The organism is Roseovarius sp. BRH_c41 (assembly GCF_000961715.1).
Lineage (GTDB): Bacteria > Pseudomonadota > Alphaproteobacteria > Rhodobacterales > Rhodobacteraceae > Roseovarius.
The window spans coordinates 21241-41342 of sequence record NZ_LADY01000006.1 but is presented as its reverse complement, the minus strand read 5'-3'; the positions used below and the strand labels follow the sequence as shown (position 1 = coordinate 41342).

At 59.6% G+C, this 20102-nt stretch carries 20 protein-coding genes; 14 read left to right on the top strand and 6 right to left on the bottom strand.

The window, feature by feature from the left end; all coding sequences use genetic code 11:
* The 7 genes from VR71_RS01945 to VR71_RS01915 all read left to right on the top strand — a co-directional run.
* Positions 1–1183 (top strand): amidase (locus tag VR71_RS01945; protein WP_045680712.1); only part of this gene is annotated, 1183 nt, incomplete at its 5' end.
* Positions 1184–1187: 4 nt separating this feature from the next.
* Positions 1188–1811, top strand: coding sequence for an FMN-binding negative transcriptional regulator (locus tag VR71_RS01940; RefSeq protein WP_045680711.1), 624 nt, complete (start codon positions 1188–1190; stop codon positions 1809–1811).
* 61 nt (positions 1812–1872) lie between these two features.
* Positions 1873–2475, top strand: coding sequence for a glutathione S-transferase (locus VR71_RS01935; RefSeq protein WP_009817459.1), 603 nt, complete (start codon positions 1873–1875; stop codon positions 2473–2475).
* A gap of 328 nt (positions 2476–2803) precedes the next feature.
* Positions 2804–3364, top strand: coding sequence for a ubiquinol-cytochrome c reductase iron-sulfur subunit (petA, locus tag VR71_RS01930; RefSeq protein WP_045680709.1), 561 nt, complete (start codon positions 2804–2806; stop codon positions 3362–3364).
* Positions 3365–3376: 12 nt separating this feature from the next.
* Positions 3377–4699, top strand: coding sequence for a cytochrome b (petB, locus tag VR71_RS01925; protein ID WP_009817461.1), 1323 nt, complete (start codon positions 3377–3379; stop codon positions 4697–4699).
* Between the two features lie 10 nt (positions 4700–4709).
* On the top strand, positions 4710–5561 hold the full coding sequence (locus tag VR71_RS01920; RefSeq protein WP_009817462.1) for a cytochrome c1: 852 nt from the start codon (positions 4710–4712) through the stop codon (positions 5559–5561).
* A 139-nt stretch (positions 5562–5700) separates the two neighbouring features.
* On the top strand, positions 5701–6369 hold the full coding sequence (locus tag VR71_RS01915; RefSeq protein ID WP_045680707.1) for a cupin domain-containing protein: 669 nt from the start codon (positions 5701–5703) through the stop codon (positions 6367–6369).
* 63 nt (positions 6370–6432) lie between these two features.
* Here VR71_RS01915 and VR71_RS01910 read toward each other — a convergent pair whose 3' ends face one another.
* Entirely contained in the window at positions 6433–7572 is a 1140-nt protein-coding gene (locus VR71_RS01910) for an alkane 1-monooxygenase (RefSeq protein ID WP_045680705.1), read from the bottom strand.
* A 30-nt stretch (positions 7573–7602) separates the two neighbouring features.
* Positions 7603–8664, bottom strand: a complete 1062-nt coding sequence (gene mutY, locus VR71_RS01905; protein ID WP_045680703.1) for an A/G-specific adenine glycosylase — start codon at positions 8662–8664, stop codon at positions 7603–7605.
* Between the two features lie 82 nt (positions 8665–8746).
* Here mutY and VR71_RS01900 point away from each other — a divergent pair, with 82 nt between their 5' ends.
* From VR71_RS01900 to VR71_RS01890, 3 genes are all read left to right on the top strand, one after another.
* Complete coding sequence (locus tag VR71_RS01900; RefSeq protein ID WP_009817466.1) at positions 8747–9256, top strand: DUF721 domain-containing protein; 510 nt, start codon at positions 8747–8749, stop codon at positions 9254–9256.
* Between the two features lie 28 nt (positions 9257–9284).
* A complete protein-coding gene (locus tag VR71_RS01895; RefSeq protein WP_045680700.1) occupies positions 9285–9893 on the top strand; it encodes a DsbA family protein in 609 nt (202 codons plus the stop codon).
* A gap of 112 nt (positions 9894–10005) precedes the next feature.
* Complete coding sequence (locus VR71_RS01890; protein ID WP_045680698.1) at positions 10006–11355, top strand: aminotransferase class III-fold pyridoxal phosphate-dependent enzyme; 1350 nt, start codon at positions 10006–10008, stop codon at positions 11353–11355.
* An 82-nt stretch (positions 11356–11437) separates the two neighbouring features.
* On the opposite strand, the gene VR71_RS01885 is transcribed toward VR71_RS01890, so the two are convergent.
* Both VR71_RS01885 and VR71_RS01880 read right to left on the bottom strand, forming a co-directional pair.
* Positions 11438–12979: a sodium:alanine symporter family protein gene (locus VR71_RS01885; RefSeq protein WP_045680696.1), complete on the bottom strand. Its 1542-nt coding sequence runs from the start codon at positions 12977–12979 to the stop codon at positions 11438–11440.
* A 27-nt stretch (positions 12980–13006) separates the two neighbouring features.
* Complete coding sequence (locus VR71_RS01880) at positions 13007–13441, bottom strand: universal stress protein (RefSeq protein WP_009817470.1); 435 nt, start codon at positions 13439–13441, stop codon at positions 13007–13009.
* A 276-nt stretch (positions 13442–13717) separates the two neighbouring features.
* Between VR71_RS01880 and VR71_RS01875 the strand changes: the two genes are divergently transcribed.
* The 4 genes from VR71_RS01875 to lpxK all read left to right on the top strand — a co-directional run bounded on the left by VR71_RS01875 (position 13718) and on the right by lpxK (position 17385).
* The gene (locus tag VR71_RS01875) at positions 13718–14137 is read left to right on the top strand and encodes a TIGR01244 family sulfur transferase (protein WP_009817471.1); all 420 of its coding nucleotides are present in this window, start codon (positions 13718–13720) and stop codon (positions 14135–14137) included.
* Positions 14134–14874, top strand: coding sequence for a 2-dehydro-3-deoxygalactonokinase (locus VR71_RS01870; RefSeq protein WP_009817472.1), 741 nt, complete (start codon positions 14134–14136; stop codon positions 14872–14874). Before VR71_RS01875 ends, VR71_RS01870 begins: the two co-directional genes overlap by 4 nt.
* Before the next feature lie 274 nt (positions 14875–15148).
* Positions 15149–16369 (top strand): glycosyltransferase N-terminal domain-containing protein, encoded by a 1221-nt coding sequence (locus tag VR71_RS01860; protein ID WP_045680693.1) that lies wholly within the window; start codon positions 15149–15151, stop codon positions 16367–16369.
* Positions 16366–17385: a tetraacyldisaccharide 4'-kinase gene (lpxK, locus tag VR71_RS01855; protein WP_045680691.1), complete on the top strand. Its 1020-nt coding sequence runs from the start codon at positions 16366–16368 to the stop codon at positions 17383–17385. The genes VR71_RS01860 and lpxK overlap by 4 nt, the downstream gene beginning before the upstream one ends.
* A gap of 22 nt (positions 17386–17407) precedes the next feature.
* Here lpxK and VR71_RS01850 read toward each other — a convergent pair whose 3' ends face one another.
* Together VR71_RS01850 and VR71_RS01845 are read right to left on the bottom strand one after the other, a co-directional pair.
* Positions 17408–18721: a pitrilysin family protein gene (locus VR71_RS01850; protein ID WP_045680689.1), complete on the bottom strand. Its 1314-nt coding sequence runs from the start codon at positions 18719–18721 to the stop codon at positions 17408–17410.
* Positions 18718–20061, bottom strand: a complete 1344-nt coding sequence (locus tag VR71_RS01845; protein ID WP_296429688.1) for a pitrilysin family protein — start codon at positions 20059–20061, stop codon at positions 18718–18720. The genes VR71_RS01850 and VR71_RS01845 overlap by 4 nt, the downstream gene beginning before the upstream one ends.
* Positions 20062–20102 lie beyond the last annotated feature (41 nt).

Genomic DNA, 20102 nt, shown 5'->3' with positions numbered 1-20102 from the left:
CGAGGCGGCGGCGGCGGCGGCGCGCGCCAAGGCGGGGCAGCGTCTGGGCCTTCTCGACGGGGTGCCGGTCAGTTGGAAAGATCTCTTTGACAGTGCAGGTATCGCGACCGAGGCGGGATCGGCTTTGCTCAAGGGCCGGGTGCCAGCACGTGACGCCGAAGTTTTGCACAATGCAACGGCTGCGGGGCTGGTCTGTTTGGGCAAGACGCATATGAGCGAGTTGGCGTTTTCCGGTTTGGGGCTCAACCCGGTAACGGCAACGCCGCCTTGCGTGAACAACGCCGATGCCGTGCCGGGCGGGTCATCCTCGGGAGCGGCGGCTAGCGTGGCCTTTGATCTGGCCCCTTGCGGGATCGGGTCGGACACAGGCGGGTCGGTGCGAATCCCGTCGGCTTGGAATGATCTGGTGGGGCTCAAGACTACGGCTGGGCGGGTTTCCTTGCAGGGGGTGGTGCCGCTCTGCCTGCGGTTTGACACGGTGGGTCCGCTGGCGCGCTCGGTCGAGGATGCGGCCTTGATGCTGGCGGCGCTGGAGGGGCGAAAACCGGCGGATTTGCGCGGTCCGACGCTGGTGGGGCTGCGGTTTGCAGTGCTGCGCACCGGGGTGATGGAGGATATTCGCCCCGAGCCCGCGCGCGCGCATGAGGCGGCGCTGGCCGCTTTGCGCGATGCGGGCGCGGTCATTGAGGATATCGAAGCACCCGAGGTGGCCGAGGCGCTGCCGCTCTCGCCGGTGCTGTTCACGGGCGAGGCCTATGGTCTCTGGCGTGAGGTGATCGAGGCGGCACCGGGCAAGATGTTTGCGCCGATTCTGGAGCGGTTCCGCAGTGGCAAGGATATAAGTGCTGCGGATTACGTGGCGGGGTGGCGCAAGCTCGAGGCGCTGCGCGCGGTGTGGAACGCGCGGGTGGCGGGCTATGACGCGGTGCTGATGCCCACGGCCCCCAACCTGCCGCCCGATCAGGTGCGGCTTTTGGCCGACCCTGACTATTACGTGACTGAGAACCTGCTCACCTTGCGCAACACGCGGGTGGCCAATCTCTTGGGGCTCTGTGCCGTTACGCTGCCGACGGGGGTGCCGAGTTGCGGTCTCACGCTCTGCGGTCAGCCCTATGCGGAGGAGCGGCTGTTGCGGGTGGCGCAGGCGGTGGGGGATATTCTCTGCCCCCGGTGCGAGGGTTAGGGCCATGCATCCCAACCCCGCCTTTCGCCAGACGCCGAGCGCGCGCAATCTGGAGTTCGCCCGCGCCCGTGGCTTTGGAATTTTAGCCGTTTGCAGTCCCGAGGGGCCGCTGATGAGCCATATTCCGTTTCTGTTGAACGCCGAGGGTACGTTGGTCGAGTTTCATCTGGTGCGGTCCAACCCGATTGCGCGGCTGATGTCCGGGGGGGCAGTCCGCGCGCGTTTGGCGATTGAGGGGCCACATTCTTACGTTTCGCCTGACTGGTATGGGGTCGAGGATCAGGTGCCCACGTGGAATTACGTGGCTGTGCATCTGGTGGGTGAGGTCACATTGCAGCCGCAAGAGGGGATGCGCGACCTGCTGGACCGGCAATCTGCGGAATTCGAGGCGCGGCTCTTGCCAAAGCCGGAATGGAGGGCGGACAAGATGACCCCCGAGGTGCTCGAACGGATGATGCGGCAGATCGTGCCCTGTGCGATGCGGGTGGATGAGATCGCGGGCACGTGGAAATTGGGGCAGAACAAGCCCGAGGATGTGCGCCTGCGCGCCGCCGATCATCTGGGCCCGGCGGGGCAGGGGCAAGAGACCGACCTCTTGGCGGATTGGATGCGCGCGCCGCCTGCGTGAGCGGCTTTACAGCGCCGGGGGCTGGGCCTAGGGTCGCGCCGAACAGTATTCGGAGCGCGCCATGAAACTCATTTCCTCGCCTTTGTCCCCCTTTGTTCGCAAGGTCCGTGTGCTCTTGCTGGAGAGCGGGTTGACGGATCAGGTCGAGGTGGTCGATGTGACCACCACGCCGCTGGAGACCGATCCGCAGGCTGCGGCGGCCAACCCGCTGGGCAAGATCCCCGCGCTGGTGCGGCTCGATGGTCCGGCGATTCACGACAGCCGGGTGATCACGCGGTATTTGGATGCTCGCGCGGGTGGCAGGTTCTATCCCGAGGCGCGGCTCTGGGAGGTGCTGACGCTGGAGGCGATAGCCGAGGGTATCATGGAGGCGGCGCTGTCGATGACATATGAGGCGCGGTTTCGGCCCGAAGAGATGCGCTATGCCCCTTGGGTCGAGGGGCAATGGGCCAAGGTGGCGCGGGCGCTTGATGCCGTGGAGGCGCGCTGGATGAGCCATCTGGCGGGACCGCTCGACATGAGCCACATCGCCATGGGCTGTGCGCTGGCCTATCTCGATTTCCGCCATGACACGCGCAATTGGCGAACGGGAAACCCCGCGCTTGCGGAGTGGTATGCCGGGTTCACTGCACGTGACAGCATGGTAAAAACGGCACCAGCCTGATCCATAGCGTAGGTGCTGCGAGACTGATCCGTGACGTGAAAAGGTGAAACTGGCCCCTTTCGTATATGTGGGTTTTTGTTTCATTTTCGTGGAGATCGCCATGATGGTGACCAAAGTGCACCTAAGATGGAGGTTATAAGTTGCTTCGGGTCTGTGATCCGAGCATCACAAGCGCGACAGATGCGCGCTCCGATCACTTCTTGAGGTATTGCAGGCTGGACGGCCCCCCAAAGCCCCGCTAAATAGCCGCACAGACTGACTGCGGGAATCCCGTGGCCAAACATCGTATGAGGCCGCTTGCGGCTCTGATATATAGGGAGTAATTCTCGTGTCCCACGCAGAAGATCACGAAGGCACCCGGAGGGATTTCCTCTATTATGCGACCGCAGGCGCGGGCGCCGTGACCGCAGGCGCGGCCATCTGGCCGCTCGTCAACCAGATGAACCCCTCGGCGGATGTTCAGGCCCTGTCCTCGATCCGCGTGGATGTTTCGGGTGTTGAGCCCGGCACGCAGATCAGCGTCAAGTTTCTGGGCAAGCCGGTGTTTATCCGTCGCCGCACGGAAAAAGAGATCGAAGCCGCCCGTGCCGTTGAGTTGACGGAACTGCCGGACCAGAATGCACAGAACCGCAACGACATGGCGCTTGATGCATCGGACCAGAACCGCACGCTGGACAAGGCGGGCGAATGGCTGGTGATGATCGGAGTTTGCACCCATCTGGGCTGTGTGCCCATCGGCGACGGTTCGGGCGATTTTGGCGGCTGGTTCTGCCCCTGCCACGGATCGCATTACGACACGGCTGGCCGTATCCGCAAGGGTCCGGCGCCTGAGAACCTGTGGATTCCCGTCGCTTCTTTCATCGACGAAACCACGATCCAACTGGGATAAGGAAACGCGCAAATGTCCGGAATTCCGCACGATCACTACGAGCCCAAGACGGGCGGCGAGAAATGGCTTCATTCGCGCCTTCCCATCGTCGGCTTGCTCTATGACACCATCATGATCCCCACGCCCAAGAACCTGAACTGGATGTGGATCTGGGGGATCGTTCTGACGTTCTGTCTGGTGCTGCAAATCGTCACCGGCATCATTCTGGTGATGCATTACACACCGCATGTCGATCTGGCCTTTGCCAGCATCGAGCACATCATGCGCAACGTGAACGGCGGCCATTTCATCCGCTACCTGCATATGAACGGCGCGTCGCTGTTCTTTGTCGCGGTTTATCTGCACATTTTCCGCGGTCTCTATTATGGCTCTTACAAAGCCCCGCGTGAGGTGACGTGGATCATCGGCATGTTGATCTATCTGGCGATGATGGGCACGGCGTTCATGGGCTATGTGCTGCCTTGGGGCCAGATGTCGTTCTGGGGGGCTACGGTGATCACCGGACTCTTTGGCGCGATCCCGTTCATTGGCGACTCGATCCAGACTTGGCTCTTGGGTGGGCCGGCGGTGGACAATGCCACGCTCAACCGCTTTTTCTCGCTGCATTACCTCTTGCCGTTCGTGATCGCGGCGCTGGTGGCGCTGCATATCTGGGCGTTCCACACCACGGGCAACAACAACCCCACCGGTGTAGACGTTCGCCGCACCTCCAAGGCCGATGCCGAGCGCGATACGGTGTCGTTCTGGCCGTATTTCGTGATCAAGGACCTCTTTGCTCTTGCGGTGATCATGGTGGTGTTCTTTGCGGTTGTCGGCTTTATGCCCAACTACCTTGGCCACCCCGACAACTACATCGAAGCAAATCCGCTGGTCACGCCCGCTCATATCGTGCCGGAATGGTATTTCCTGCCATTCTACGCGATCCTGCGCGCCTTTACTGCCGATGTCTGGGTGGTGATGTTCGCCAACTGGATCACCGGTGGTATCGTGGATGCCAAATTCTTTGGCGTGCTGGCGATGTTCGGTGCCATTGCGGTGATGGCGCTCGCGCCCTGGCTTGATACCTCTTCGGTGCGGTCGGGCCGCTATCGCCCGATGTTCAAGTGGTGGTTCTGGCTTTTGGTGATCGACTTTGTCGTTCTGATGTGGGTGGGGGCAATGCCCGCAGAGCCGCCCTATTCGACGATCTCGCTGATCGCATCGGCCTATTGGTTCGCCTATTTCCTGGTGATCCTGCCGCTCTTGGGCGTGATTGAGAAACCTGAGGCCCAGCCTGCCACCATCGAGGAAGATTTCGATGCGCATTATGGCAAGGCCCACACGCCCGCCGAATAAGAAAGGACGGATGACAATGTTCAAGACAACAGGCATTGCGGCCCTTGTGGCCCTGTCCCTCTCGACCGGCGGCGCGTTGGCCGCCGGGGGCGAGGGGCATATCGAGGACGTCGCCTTTTCGTTTGAAGGTCCGTTCGGCAAGTTCGACCAGAACCAGCTTCAGCGCGGTCTGAAGGTCTATACGCAGGTCTGCGCGGCCTGCCACGGCCTGCAATATGTTCCGCTGCGGACCCTGGGCGATGAGGGCGGGCCGCACCTGCCCGAGGATCAGGTCTTCGCCTATTCCGAGCAGTTCGAGGTGTTCGATCCGGAGCTTGACGATTTTCGTCCGGCCACGCCGACCGACCATTTCCCGGCTGTGACCTCGGCCGGGGCCCCGGACCTGAGCCTGATGGCCAAGAAGCGGGCCGGATTTCATGGTCCCTATGGCACCGGTCTGAGCCAGCTCTTCAACGGGATGGGCGGGGCGGAATACATCTACTCGCTGATGACCGGCTATCACGAGGCACCGGAATGTGCGCCGGAGGGTTTCACCGGCTCGTATAACGCGGCCTTTACCGCGGGTGGCTATCCCGCAGAGTGCAAGGACGAGCATGGGCATCACACGGTCCCCGGTAGCTGGATCGCCATGGGGCAGCCGCTCTGGGGCGACGATGTGGAATATGACGACGGCACCGCAGCTTCGCTGGAGCAACAGGCCGAGGATGTCGCGGCGTTCCTGATGTGGACCGCAGAGCCCAAGATGATGGCGCGCAAGCATGCGGGCCTGAGCGGCGTGATCTTTTTGACCATCCTCTCGGTGTTGCTCTATCTGACCAACAAGCGGATCTGGGCACCGATCAAGGGCAAAAAGACCAGCTAATCGCCGGATATGAGGGTGATAAACCCCCGCAGCCTCAGGCTCGCGGGGGTTTTCTATTGGACGCACGGGCACATCAGATAGATTGATCTTTGATCCGGCAGGTTTATGTCTAAATCTTCCAAAGATCAGGAGAGACGCAATGCGCATCAATGCAGATTTTTCCCAACGTGTCGTGGTCAGGCCAGAGGATTATGATTGGGTGCAGTCGCCGGCCACGGGGGTCGAGCGGATGATGCTGGACCGGATCGGTGATGAGGTGGCGCGCGCGACCACCCTCGTGCGTTTCGCGCCCGAGTCGTATTTTGACGCCCATACCCACGGCGGCGGCGAGGAATTTTTGGTGCTGGAGGGTGTGTTTTCCGACGAGAGCGGCGATTATCCGGCGGGATCTTATGTGCGCAATCCGATTGGCACCAGTCATAAGCCGCATACCAAGGAGGGCTGCACGATCCTCGTCAAGCTCTACCAGTTTGATCGGTCGGATACCGAGCAATTCCATATCGACACAAAGAGCGCCGATTTTCGGCCCGGTCTGGTCGAGGGGCTGAGTGTGCTGCCGCTTCATACGACGGTGAATGAGAACGTGGCCTTGGTGCGTTGGGCCCCCGGCACGCGGTTCACGCCGCATCGGCATTGGGGCGGCGAAGAGATTTTCGTGATCGAAGGCACCTTTGCGGATGAGCATGGTCGCTATCCGGCGGGAAGCTGGGTCCGCAGCCCGCATCTGTCAGAGCATAAACCCTATTCCGATGAGGGCTGTCTGATTTATGTGAAGACAGGGCATTTGCTGGAGCCGGTTGCGGCGTGATGGCGGCGATTTTCTAGAGCTTTTGGGTGTGCCCGCGCGAATTCTCTGGTGATGGCGCGCGCCCTATTTCGGCATCGGATTGCTGGCCCGATTATAGGGCCGCCAATTGGTGATCTCGGGGTAATACATCTCGCGCCAGCGGCGCACGCGGGGGTTCATCACCCGCCGCCAGATTGGTGGGACCATGGCGGCCATGGTCATCACCGGATAGCCATAGGGCAATTGCGGCGCGTCCGCCTCGGTGTAGTTCTGCAAGAGCGGAAAGCGGCGATCGGGTTTGTAATGATGATCCGAATGGCGTTGCAGGTTGATCAGCAGCCAGTTCGACGCCCTGTGCGCCGCGTTCCAGCTATGGCGCGGCTGGACATGCTCATACTTGCCGCCCCCCAGATGTTTGCGCGTGAGCCCGTAATGTTCGATGTAATTTACAAGCTCTAGCTGCCAGATCGCAATAAACGCCTGCCAGACAAAGAGAGCGAGGCCAATCCAGCCGCCGATCAGCAGCGCCAAAAGCGCCATGAACCCTTGCAGCGCCCAATATTTGAAGAAGGGGTTTTTGAGATCATGCCATGGGCGGTCGCGGCGGGCCTGCATGTCGGATTCGGCCTTGAAGGCCGAATGCCAGCTTTGCCGCAGCACGCGCGGGAAAAAGCGGTGAAACCCTTCATTATAGCGCGCCGTGACTGGATCGCGGGGGGTGCCCACGTAGCGGTGATGCACCAAAAGATGCTCGGAGCGGAAATGCGAGTAGAGGACCATGGCCAAGAGGATATCGCCCAGAAACCGCTCGCCCCGGTTTTTCTGGTGCATGAGTTCGTGGCTATAGTTGATGCCCACTGTGCCGGTGATCACCCCGACGCCAAAGAAGAGCAGGATGGTTTCCAGCGGATTGAGATGCGCGTCTCCGGGGCCGGTGACATACCAGATCAGCCAAAAGAGCAGGCCGAATTGCAACGGTGCCCAGATCAGGGTGACGGCGCGATACGAGGTCAGTTGCTCCTCGCGCGTCTCAAGATCGGCATTCTCGGTATAGAGCCCGAGAAAGGCATCGAGGATCGAAAAGAAATACCAAGTGGTCAGCGGCAGCAAAATCACAGTCCAACCGCCATGGAGCGCCCCCAGCACCGCCACGGGCAGTAGAAAGAGCGACATCCAAAAGGGCAATGCGCGATGCAGTTGGGCAACCTCAGTCGCGGGGACCATAGACCATTCCTTAGACGTTTCGGACGTGTATCATGCCATATCTTTCAATGCCGCGTGCGCGAGGTCAAATACCTTTCGCATGACGGTGGGTAACTCTGTGGGGCGAAAGGCTGTTGCGGCCAGAAAATCGCCTCGATTCGGCTGCGCATCGTGGGGCAGGCGAGCGACGAGCACAGTCAGTCGAAGATGAAAGTGGGTAAACGTATGACGTGCCTCGGCGTCGACCTGGATCCAATCTGCTTCTATGGGCGGAGCAGGGGGCGGCGCGTCGTTCCAGTCGCTACTGGGCCATCCGAGCATGCCGCCGAGCAGCCCTTTTTCGGGGCGGCGTTCCAGAAGCCAAGCGCCATCTTGGCGCTGCGCCACATAGGCATATCCGAGCCGCACCGGTTTGGCCTCCTTGGGCAGCTTTTTAGGTAGGTCCGGCGCTGTCCCTGCTTTGCGCGCAGCGCAGGCCGTCACCCAAGGACATATCCCACAGGCAGGAGACTTGGGCGTGCAAACGGTGGCGCCGAGATCCATTACTGCCTGCGCATAATCGCCGGGCCGGGTCTGCGGCGTGAGGCGTGCTGCGGCCTCTGTCAGTTCTCGCTTGGCTGTGGGCAGGGGGGTGTGGATGTCATACAGCCGTGCCATCACCCTCTCGACATTCCCATCGACCACCACCGCTGGCCGGTCATAGGCAATCGCAGCAATCGCCGCCGCAGTATACGGTCCGATCCCCGGTAGGGCACGCAGTTCCTCTACGGTGGCAGGAAAGTGCCCTTGGTGATCGGTGACAACCGCGCGCGCGCATTTCAAGAGGTTGCGGGCTCGAGCGTAGTAACCGAGACCTGCCCATTCCCCCATGACCTGCCCATCTTGTGCGGCCGCCAGATCGGCCACTGTGGGCCAGAGAGTGATGAAGCGGATGAAATACTCCCGGACTGCCGCCACAGTGGTCTGCTGCAGCATTACTTCGCTCAGCCAGATGCGATAGGGATCGGGGCAGATGCCAGCGCTGCGCGCGGTCGGACTGACACGCCACGGCAGATCTCTGGCATGTGTGTCATACCAAGCCAGCAACGTCTGTGCGTCGGCGTCATAACGCATAGTTTATCCCCCAGCATCACAATCAGGTCTGGCATCCCCTGACACATGGCATAAGTTAGCGCCAGTGAGGAGAGTGCCAACCATGACCAGCCGCAAGGCAACAACATACGGTTTCAAACGCACCTCGGCGCTGTTGCAAACCAGCATCCGCCGCGCCTCTGAAACGCGTGGCTTTGCGCAATCGCGGCTTTTGACCCATTGGGCCGAAGTGGTGGGTGATGAGATCGCCGCCGTGGCGCGCCCGGTCGAGGTATCCTATGCGCGGCAAGGAATGGGGGCGACGCTGACCCTCCTGACCACGGGCGCGCAAGCCCCGATGCTGGACATGCAGAAGGAAAAGCTGCGGGAACGGGTCAATGCCGTCTATGGCTACAACGCAATCGCTCGTATTCGGATCACTCAGACGGCCCCTGTCGGGTTTGCCGAAGGGCAAGTGGATTTCAACCACCGGGCAAAGGTCAAAGCTCAACCCTCAGTGCCCGCCGAAACGCTTGAGGCCGCCACAAGCCTGGCCGCGCCTGTTGCGGATGAAGGATTGCGGGCAGCGCTGGAAACTCTGGCGCGCAACGTGCTAGTTAAATCGCAACGCTGAAATTCCCTATCGGACCAAGGAAAACGTGATGAAACAATTGATCGCTACTGGGGCAGTTGCCCTTGCCATGCTGACCGGCGCTGCCATGGCGCAGGAGGCAGCCCCCGATACATCTCAGATCGTCGAAATGACGATGGGCCCCGAAGATGCGAAGGTGACGATCATTGAATATGCGTCCTTTACCTGTCCGCATTGTGCGAATTTCCACAAAGGGCCGCTGAAGCAACTCAAAGCCGATTACATCGACACCGATAAGGTTCATTTCGTCTATCGGGATGTCTATTTTGACCGTTTCGGTCTTTGGGCCTCAATGGTGGCCCGCTGTGGTGGAGCCGAGAAGTTTTTTGGTATTTCGGACATGATCTATGAGCAGCAGGCCGAATGGACCAAAGGTGAACCAGCGGAGATCGCTGACAACTTGCGTCGCATCGGCAAAGTTGCAGGGTTAGAGCCTGATGCTCTCGACGCCTGTCTCAATGACAACGAAAAGGCCAAGACGTTGGTCGCGTGGTATCAGGAAAATGCCGAAGCGCATGAGGTGACTTCAACACCCACGCTGGTGATCAACGAACAGAAGTATGCGAATATGGCCTATGACGAGCTCCGGGCCATCATCGACGAAAAACTGGCAGAATAATGCGCTTGGGGCAGGATGGGTCGGGATTGATTGTCCCGGCCATTTATCCCTCTGGACAGTCTTTCGCGCCAGTGGCAGGATTTGATCAAATTACACCTGCCGGAGCACCCCCATGAAAGACGATAATTTCTTGCGTGAAATGAACGCCCGCCACCTGTGGCACCCAATGGGGCATCCGGGAGAGATGCAGGCCAACGCGCCCAAGATCATCAAGAGTGCGGCAGGTGTGCGGATCACAGACATAGACGGGCATGACCCCGTGGATGCTGTGGGTGGGTTGTGGTGTGTCAATCTTGGCTATTCCAACGATGTGGTGAAACAGGCGATTTCCGATCAGCTTTGGCAACTCCCATATTATTCAGCCTTTGCCGGTACTACCAACCCGGCGGCGATCGAAGCGTCCTATGCGGTGCAGGCATTCTTTGCCGAGGATGGAATGACCCGGGTATTCTTCACCTCGGGCGGGTCGGATAGCGTGGATACGGCGCTGCGAATGGCGCGGCAGTATCACCGCCTGCGCGGCGAACCCACACGGACCAAGTTTCTGAGCCTGAAGAAAGGCTATCACGGCACACATTGGGGCGGTGCCTCGGTCAATGGCAACAACCGGTTCCGGATCACCTATGAGCCGCTCTTGCCGGGCTGTTTCCACCTGCCCAGCCCCTATACCTATCGCAACCCGTTCGATGAGGCCGATGGCGCCAAGCTGGCGGAAAAGATTGCCGCTGCAATGGTGGACGAGATCGAGTTTCAGGATCCGAGCACCATTGCCGCCTTTATCATGGAGCCCATTCAGGGGGCAGGCGGCGTGATCGTGCCGGATGCATCATTCATGAAGCATATGCGCGAGGTCTGCGACCGCTACGGCATCCTGATGATTTCTGACGAGGTGATCACCGGATTCGGGCGCACCGGCGATTGGACCGGGGCGCGGCATTGGGGCGTGCAGCCCGACATGATGACCATCGCCAAGGGCATCACCAGCGGTTACTTTCCGGTAGGTGGCGTGGTCTTGGGCGACAAGGTGGCGGATGTGTTCGAGAAGGCGGGTCCAGAGGGCAACATCTGGACCGGCTACACCTATTCGGCGCATCCCGTGGGGGCGGCGGCAGTGGTGGCCTGTCTGTCAGAGACGCTGCGGTTGGATACCAAGAGCAATGCTGCCGTGCGCGGCGCGCAGCTCTATGAGGGGGTCAAGAAACTGGCCGCGAAATACGACATCATCGGTGATGTGCGGGGCGGTCATGGGCTGATGATGGGGATCGAACTGGTCAGCGACCGCGCCAAGAAGACGCCCATGGATGCCGCGACGATGAAGCGGGTGCATCAGGCGACTTATGAGGCGGGGGCGATGGTGCGTCTGGGGGCGCATAATATCCTGATGTCGCCGCCTCTGGTGATTTCCGAGGCTGAGATCGATGTGATCCTGTCGTCGCTTGATGCCGGGTTCGCAGCGGCCTGAGCGGGCAGGGATCGGTACGCGTCAAAAGATCGAAGGGCCGGGAATTTCCCGGCCCTTCGTCATTTTTACCTTTGCGGCCAAGTCACTCGAACTTCTTGATCTCGCCGGATTTCAGGCGGCTGAGGTAGCTGTCAAGCTCGCGCTTGACGATGGGCATCAGGATATAGAGCCCGATGATATTGACCACCGCCATGGCAAAGATCGCGGCATCCGAGAAGTCGATCACCGGACCGAGATTTGCGGCAGCCCCGATCACGACAAAGATGCAGAAGATCACCTTGAACACCAGTTCCTTGGTCTCGCCTTCGCCGAAGAGGTAGGTCCAGGCCTTGAGACCGTAGTAGGACCAGCTGATCATGGTCGAGAAGGCGAAAAGTACGACCGCCACGGCCAGAATGTAGGGAAACCAGCTGATCGCGCTGCCAAAGGCCGCTGAGGTGAGGCCAACGCCCGAGGTGCCGCCAACGGTCTGGATCGCGGTGCCTGCCTCGTTGAGCAGGTAGTTGCCATCCGGCCCCGCCACAAGCTGTCCGGTGATGATGATCACGAGGGCCGTCATGGTGCAGATCACCACCGTGTCGATAAAGGGCTCAAGCAGCGACACGAAGCCTTCGGTGATCGGTTCCTTGGTACGCACCGCCGAGTGGGCGATTGCGGCGGAACCGACGCCTGCCTCGTTGGAAAAGGCCGCCCGCTTGAAGCCTTGGATCAGCGCGCCGACCATGCCGCCGGCGACGCCGAGCCCGGTAAAGGCCCCGTCGAAAATCTGCCCAAAGGCCCAGCCGATTTTATCCGCGTTCATCGCGATGATAATGAGCGCCGTGCCGACATAAAGGATGCCCATGAAGGGCACGACCTTTTCGGTCACGCTGGCAATGGATTTTAGGCCGCCGACGATCACCGCAAAGACCACACCGGCAAAGATCACGCCAGTGATCCAGCCCGGATAGGCCCCGACGATGCCTGCGATCTGCTGATGTGCCTGATTGGCCTGAAACATATTGCCGCCGCCAAGGGCACCGAGGATGCAGAAGATCGAGAAGAGCACCGCGAGGATCCTGCCGCCCGGCACACCGCGTTCGGCAAAGCCCTTGGTCAGGTAATACATCGGGCCGCCCGAAACGCGCCCATCCGCGTATTCGTTGCGGTATTTTACGCCCAAGGTGCATTCGGTGAATTTAGACGCCATACCCATAAGGCCCGCAAGGATCATCCAGAAGGTGGCTCCGGGGCCGCCGATGCTGACCGCGACGGCGACGCCTGCGATATTGCCAAGGCCGACAGTGCCCGAGAGGGCGGTCGCGAGCGCCTGAAAATGGCTGACCTCACCGGCATCGTTGGGGTCGGAGTAGTCACCTTTTACGAGCGCAATGGAATGGCCGATCGCCCGGAACTGAATAAAGCCGAAATAGAGCGTGAATACGGTCGCGCCGATCACCAGCCACGCCACGATCCACGGAAATGTGGTCCCTGGAAAGTTGGAAAAAATCAGATTTACAAACCAGCCTGTCGAGTTGGCGAAAATCTGATTGACCTTCTCATCAATGGATTGCGCGTAGGCAGGTGCGGAGTAGAACGCTGCCCCAACTGCGGCAAACGCCGCAGGAAATGCATGTCGATACATCTTTGTCATCCCTGTTGTTTCTTTTTGTTACGGAACGATGGTGCAGGGCACCGGCGCGGTTTGAACGAGTGCACCGGCGACAGAGCCGAAAACCCGTGCGCCAATCGCCGATTGACCGTCCCTTCCAATCACGATCTGAACCGCATTGTGCTCCTTGGCGATCCGGCAAAGGAGATCTGCTGTGTTGCCATAACGGATCACTGCTTCGACCGGCATGCCCGCGTCCTGCAACTCGGCGACGACCGTCGAGGTGATTGCCTTTTCGGCGCGTTCCATCTCTTCGCGACGACGCTTGTGCCGTTCTTCCAACTCGCTCGGGGTGAGAAAGGAATAAGGTGACCATTCCAGCACATGTGCCAGAATTATCGTACCTCCCTGAGCGCGTGCGCGATCGACCGCGAATTCAAGCGCACGCCTTGATGAAACGCTGCCGTCGTAGCCGACGACGAATTTTCCAGACATAACAAGATCTCCCTCGCTGTTTTTGTATTTCCGGGTGTCAAGACTGCTACCCGGTACGTCACTCTACCAAAGGTTTTATTTACAGTTTTCCCGGATTCACGGGATTCACGAGCCGAACGCGCCAAATTTCCACCAAATTCGACCCGTCCTGCAAGATTCTTTCGCAAACTGGCGAGACCTATTGCCGCGCGCCTCTCTGCCACGGTCCTTGCGCGCGCCATTGAACTCAACTGTGGATTTGCGCATATGATGGCGCGAACCCTCTAGGAGAGCCTGATGGACCTGCGCCCGATCACCCAAGATTTTACTGTCTCACCGCAAATTGACTGTGCGGATGTACCTGCAATCGTCGAAGCTGGGTTTCGTTCGATCCTTTGCAATCGTCCTGATGGCGAGGACTTTGGCCAGACCTGTTATGATGAGGTTGCCGCAACGGCCAAGGCTGCCGGACTCGAGGTTCGCGCAGTGCCAATCGTATCGGGACAGATGACCGACGCTGATCTCAATGCCTTTCGTGCTGCCATTGAGGACCTCCCCAAGCCGATCTTGGCCTATTGCCGAACAGGAACGCGTTGCACGATGCTCTGGAGCATGACCAAATTCACTGAGTTGGGAGGCGACGAAGTTCTGCGCGCCACGTCCAAAGCAGGCTACGACATGTCTGGCCTGATTGCGCAGCTTGAACGCAACCAATGACCGATTGGGCCGTTATCGGCCATGACGGTCATGCCGCCCGTGCCTTTGTGTTGCGCGGGTCGCGGGTGACCCATTCTCTAACCGCTCCTGAGTCCGCAACCTTACTTGCGCAGATCAATCCGGCGGTTCGGATACTGTACCGTATCGGAGAGGGGCAATCCGGCAGTATTCCCACCGGAGTTTTGCCGCAAGGAGGCCACGGGTTAGCAGGTTTCGTACAAGATAGCCCGCCGGATGTGATCGACGGTTGGGTGCGTTTTCTGTTGATCGGACTGTTAAGTGTGCGCAGCGCTTGGGATGGGGTTGCCTGGGTGGTTTTGCGCGATCTACACCACTGGCTGCATCTGAGCGCCGGTGAGGCTGTCAGTTCTCAGAGCTTTCTCACACCTCGCTTGATCGCTACCCTTGGTGGCGCCTCTAGCTTTTGTGAAACAGCCATCTCAGATACCTTAACCCGGCCTGAGCGTCTTGCCGCGCAGCTGCGCTCGGCCCAGGTGACCAATAGTACATCAGCCGTGAGCGGCCATCTATTGGGCGCAGAACTTGCCGCGGCAAGGCCCTATTGGTTGGGACAGAGCGTTAGTTTGATTGCGGATAGCGCATGTGCAATGCAGTATTCGCACGCTCTATCAGAGCTTGGCGTACCAGTGACCATCTTTGACCCTGAGGCGTTGATTGCGCCAGCTCTAGCGGCCCTTGCAACCGCTCTTGGCTATGGGGATCTTCCGGCGCGTTAGTGATCTAAAGTTGGGATTTGACGACCTCGGTTTTCCGAAGGTTTCCAGAACTTGCGTCAACCAGCGTATTTTCAAGGCGGTTGGTCTGAACTCGTGGGCAATGCTTGACGAGCGGGTGCAAAGGAATACGGTGCGCGCAACCTGCGACATCTTGAGGAATGGCCATGATTGACAGCCTTTATTTGCTTTGCGGACATCTGTGTGTTGCTCCTCACGCCATGCATTGCACTCACGGGGCCGACGTCTCGCGCGGCCTAGTATCGGAATAATCCTGATGAGCCGCTCGCTCAGCCTTGCGGCTTATCTCGCATATGCCCGGCGCGCCGGGCGTCCCGGCGATGTTCCAGACCAGCCTCGTCCTCAAGGCCCGTTGATATGGGCGCATGCGGTTGATGCGGCCCGAGCAGATACGCTGGTGCACCTGGCGGAACGGCTGGCAAGTCAGCGTCGAGGGTTGCGACTTTTGTTGACGACCTCGGGCGCGGCTCCGGCTCGGGTGAGCACCAGTGGCCCCGTCCTTTGGCAACCCGTACCAGAGGATAACCTCCCCGCTGCAGAAGCATTCTTGGCGCATTGGCGCCCTGACATTTGCGTTTGGACCGGTGGAGATTTGAGACCAGCCCTTTTGATTTGCGCGTCAAGGCAGAGGATTCCGCTTTATCTGGTGGACGCCGATGAAACCTATCTTGAGCGTGCGAGTTGGCGCTGGTTCCCGGACATGCCTCGTGCTGTGCTGGGGCTCTTTACAGAGATACTGACCCGCACCGAAACTGCGGCAAGGTTGGTACGCCGTTTTGGGGCGCCAGAGCGGATTGTGTCTGTGACCGGGCCGTTTCAAGAGGGGGCCATGATCTTGCCCTACAACTCTTCGGAACGTGAAGAGATGGCAGGACTACTGCGTAGCCGACCGATCTGGCTTGCCTCGCAAATCCAAAGAGCAGAGTTGGAAACCGTCCTTGAGGCCCACCGAGAAGTGAGTCGCCTCGCGCATCGGAGCCTTTTGATCATCGTTCCGGATTTGAATGATGATCGCAACGAGATCCGTGCCATCCTCAATCTACAAGGCTGGCGGACGTCGGTCTGGTCTGAGGGTGAGTTGCCAAGTGAAACGACGCAGGTGATTCTCGCGGACACACCGGGCGAGATGGGGCTTTGGTATCGCTTGGCGCCCGTGACCTTCATGGGATCATCGCTTGTCTCTGGTCAACATGGCCGCGATCCCAACGAACCTGCGGCGCATGGGTCGGCGATCCTCTATGGACCAAATGTGGGTCGATATTTGAATCGCTATTCCAGATATGCCGAAGCCGGGGCAGCGCGGATTATCCGAGACAGCCAAACCCTGACTGCTGCGGTTCAGCGCCTGATTGCTCCCGATCAGGCGGCGGTAATGGCGCATGCCGCGTGGGATGTGGCGTCCAAAGGAGCCGCTGTGACCGACCGCATTCAGGATATGCTGTTGGACCGCCTGGATCGGTTAGAGGCCGAGAAATGAGACCCCCCGCCTATTGGTACAATCCGCCTGGTCGCCCCGGCTTGCGAGCGCGGTTGCTCGCACCTTTGGGAATGCTCTATGCGCGGTCAACGGCGAGACGGTTGGCTACGGGCCACGATTGGCGCGCGCCGGTGCCGGTAATCTGTATCGGAAATCTCAATTTTTGCGGCACAGGCACGATGCCTGCAGTTCTGGCTGTGGTGGCGCATCTTCATCGCATGGGCCATGAGCCGGCAATCTTGTCGTGGGGTAAGACGGGATTACTCCGAGGACCGGTGCAAGTGGCCCCGCGCCACCATACCGCGGCAGACGTCGGGGACGGCCCGTTGCTCGCCGCAGATTTCGCACCGACTTGGTCTGCGCGAGATTGGGTAGAAGGGGCGCGGGCGATCCTGTCGGCTGATCGAAAAGGCGGGGCCCCATTCGATTGTATCGTAATGGATGACGGGTTTCAGAACCCATCCTTGGCCAAGGACATTTCCATCGTCGTGGTTGATGCGGTGCGCGGATTTGGGAACAGTCGATGTCTCCCCGCGGGTCCGCTGCGAGAGCCGGTGAAACGAGGTCTCACTCGCGCGGACCTCCTGCTCTCCATAGGCCCCAAAAGCGCTCAGGACCGATTTTCTGAGCTATGGGGCGAGCACATCAATCTGCCGCATCTGCAGGGCGAGTTACACCCACTCCAGACCGGAATGGAATGGCCGGGATCACGACTCTTGGCCTTTAGCGGTATCGGCGATCCGGGCAGGTTCTTTGCGATCTTGCGCGGATTAGGGGCGGAACTGGTGCGTTGCGAGTCCTTCGAGGATCAACAGCCCTATAGCCAAGCCCTCTTGGCGCGGCTCGAGCGTGAGGCGACGAACCTCGGCGCGCAACTGGTCACAACGGAAAAAGATGCCGTGCGCCTGCCGCAAGACTTCCGCCGCAAGGTACTGACCCTGCCAGTGCGCCTGCACGTTTCCGATCTCTCACCGCTGGAATATGCCCTGACACGTGCAGGTTTGGGTCCGGGTTAGGGGCGCGGGGCATTCGGTCGTGTCAGTTGACGGTGCTTTCAAGGCCTACAGGTTGTCCTACCACGACAAAGGTCAGCGATTCGGGCGTGAGCAGATCGCGCGCAACGCGATTCACGTCCTCAAGGGTTACGGCGTTGACCTTGTCGTTGCGCGTGGTGATGTAGTCAGTGGGCAATCCCTCCATCTGCATGCCGACCGCAATATCGGCAATCGGGCCGTTACCTTCGAATTGCAGCGGGTAGGCACCCGTCAGATAGGTCTTGGCATTCTCCAGTTCCTCGGGCGTCACGCCCTCAGTACGTATACGCTCCCATTCAGCGCGGATCACGGAAATTGCCTCGGCGACACGGTCATTGGCAGAGGCCACGGACCCCATCCAGAGTTGGGCCGCGTCCTTGTCGGCGAGGTAGGAATAGACTCCATAGGTTAGTCCGCGCTTTTCGCGTACCTCGGTCATCAGCCTGCTCTCGAACCCGCCCCCACCAAGGATGTGGTTGAGGATATAGGCGGCAAAGAAATCTGGATGATCCCGGTCGATACCCTTTTGCGCAAAGGCTGCAATGGACTGCGGCGTCGCAAAGTCGATGACCTGAACGCCGCCGGGCAGATTGGGATCAACTGGATTAGGCAGTGGGGCACCTGTCTCGGGTAATGCGCCAAGAAGGTCATCAATTAGGGACGCGAGTTCCCCCTCAGTGATATCGCCCACGGCACTGATATAGAGACGGTCGCGGGTAAGGGCCCCGGCATGAGACGCCAAGATGTCCTCGCGTGTCAGTGTGCCAACACTCTCGAGTGTGCCTTCAAGGGAGGAACCATAGGGGTGCTCGCCGAAAACAAGGCTGTCAAACGCCTTGCCGACAATATCACGCGGGTCAGTTTGCGACGATGCGATGCCTGATGCAACCTGGCCGCGCACCCGCTCGATTGCGTCCTGATCAAAGCGTGGCTGCACAAGGCTGGTGCGGAGAAGATCAAGCGCCTGATCGCGGTTCTCGGTCAGAAACCGGGCCGAAACGCTGATTTGATCGTCATTCACAGAATACCTGAAATCTGCTGCGAGCGACTCTGCCGCACGGGCAAAACCCTGCGCGTCGAGATCACCTGCACCTTCTTCGAGCAACCCAACCATCAAATTCGTCACGCCGCGCTTGTCTTGTGGGTCGAGGGATCCTCCACCGCGAAACCGCAACTCCAGTGCAACAAATGGGATCGAATGATCTTCGACCAACCATGCGTCCAAACCACCGGGCGACGTAATTTCCTTGACGTCAACCTCTGCGCGCGCGGGCAGCGCGGCAAGGAGGATCACAAAACTCAGTACGAAACGGATCATTGCGTTACCTCCGGGGCCATGAGCCAGCCTGTCACGGATTGGGTGCGATCAAACACCTCGCGTGCAGCCTGCATGATCTGATCTGCCGTAGTGGCTTGCAATACGTCAGGCCAGGATTGAACATCGGCGACTGTCAGTCCTTGGGTCAGTGCCTGACCATAGCGATTGGCAAGGCCGCCGGCATCGTCCCGTGCATAGGTTTCAGAGGCTCGGAACTGCATCTTTATGCGGTCGAGTTGCTCTGCGTTCACCCCGGTTTCGAGAAACTCGGTCAACACCTCGTCCATCGCCGCCTCGGCTTGCTCCAAAGTGACCCCTGCGGCGGGCACGACGTAGAGATCAAAAGTCGTGTCATCCAGAGATGACCCGGAATAGGACGCCCCGACCTGAACCGCTGTCTTAGTCTGGAATTGGAGTTCTTCAGCCAGAATGGATGTTTGGCCACCCCCGAGAACATCAGCCAGCAAGGTCAGTGCGGCGGCCTTTTCCTGCGCGCCGCTGTCACGCTCTGGTGCGAGATAGGACCGCGTTACATAGGGCTGGGACACGCGGGCATCACGAAATGTCATCCGACGTTCCGCCAATTGAGGCGGTTCCTGAGGGCGGGCCCGTTCTGGAAGGTCGGGATTTTCCGGTATTGGGCCATAATACGTCTCAGCCAATTCGCGCACGTTCTCTGGCATGACATCACCAGCAACGATCAGAATGGCGTTGTTCGGGGCGTAATACTCGCGGTAAAAATCAAGGGCCGCATCAAGGTCGAGCGCCTCCATCTCATGACGCCAGCCGATGATTGGCACGCCGTAGCGGTGGTTAAGATATTGCATGGCACTTTTCTGTTCGCGAAAAAGCGCGCCGGGGCTGTTTTCCACCCGCTGATTGCGCTCTTCGATGATAACATCGCGCTCGGTTGCGATATCTCCCTCGTCCAGTTGCAGATTGGTCATGCGGTCGGCTTCCATACGCATCACCAATTCCAGTCGATCGGAGGCGATGCGCTGAAAATAGGCCGTGTAATCATAGCTGGTAAAGGCGTTGTCCGAACCGCCGTTGCGCGCCACGGTTGACGAAAATTCACCGGGCTCCATGGTCTTGGTGCCTTTGAAAAGCAGGTGCTCAAGAAAATGGGCCACACCGGATACGCCCGGACTTTCATCGGCCGATCCTGCACGATACCACACCATCTGGGTCACAACTGGCGCGCGGTGATCTTCAATCACCACGACCTCAAGCCCATTGTCGAGCGTGAATGTCGTCACCTTATCGTCGGTCGAGGCCAGTGAAACGGGGGCAGCCAGAGTGGTTATAGCCAATGTCAGGCAGGCGAGAATGTATCGCATAAACGGTCTCCGGTCGATGTTGGGCATCTGATCTAGTAGAT